This is a genomic window from Nonomuraea purpurea (genome assembly GCF_042650645.1).
GTDB lineage: Bacteria > Actinomycetota > Actinomycetes > Streptosporangiales > Streptosporangiaceae > Nonomuraea > Nonomuraea purpurea.
Genome location: NZ_JBHSBI010000097.1, coordinates 1 through 863, shown reverse-complemented (window position 1 = coordinate 863; position 863 = coordinate 1). Strand labels below are relative to the sequence as shown.

Here is an 863-nt window from a genome sequence, read left to right as displayed (position 1 = left end):
TCCCAGACTCCGCAGGTGTGGCTGGACTGTCAGGTGACTGAGCGTGAGGGGGGTTTGTTTGTTAATTGGGATGCGGTGGAGGAGTTGTTCCCGGCGGGTGTGTTGGATGCGATGTTTGGTGGGTTTGTGGGGGTTTTGGGTTGGTTGGTGGAGGGTGATTGGTCGGTTGGGGTGCCGGTGTCGGTGCCGGTGCGGCCGGGGGGTGAGGTGGGGGTGGTTTCGGGTCGGTTGGTGCATGAGGGGTTTTTTGAGTATGCGGCGGCGTGTCCGGATGCGGTGGCGTTGGTGTGGGGTGATTCGGGTCGGTTGACGTATGGGGAGTTGGCTGAGCGGGTGTTGGTGGTGGCGGGGGCGTTGGGTGTTGGGCCGGGGGATGTGGTGGGGGTGTGTTTGCCGAAGGGTGTTGATCAGGTGGTGGGGGTGTTGGCGGTGTTGGCGGCTGGGGGGACGTATGTGCCGGTGGGGGTGGATCAGCCGGTGGTGCGGCGGGAGCGGATTTTCCGGCGGGCGGGGGTGCGGTGTGTGCTGGAGGTGTTGCCGGAGGGTTCCCGCCCGTTGTCTGGTCCGGTGCGGGTGTCGGATGAGCAGGTGGCGTATGTGATTTTCACGTCGGGTTCGACGGGGGAGCCGAAGGGGGTTGAGGTCTCGCATCGGGCTGCGGTGAACACGATTGAGGATGTGTGCGGGCGGTTTGGGGTGGGGGTGGGGGATCGGGTGCTGGCGGTGTCGGCGTTGGATTTCGATCTGTCGGTGTTCGATGTGTTCGGTTTGCTGGGGGTGGGTGGTGCGGTGGTGTTGGTCGAGGAGGATCAGCGCCGCGATGCCGACGCGTGGCTGGATCTCACCCGCCGCCACGGCGTCAC

General features: G+C 65.2%; 1 protein-coding gene. It reads left to right on the top strand.

The features are described 5' to 3' along the window. Positions 1-33: 33 nt before the first annotated feature. On the top strand, positions 34-863 hold an 830-nt coding region (locus ACFOY2_RS54685), incomplete at its 3' end, for an AMP-binding protein (protein WP_379536117.1).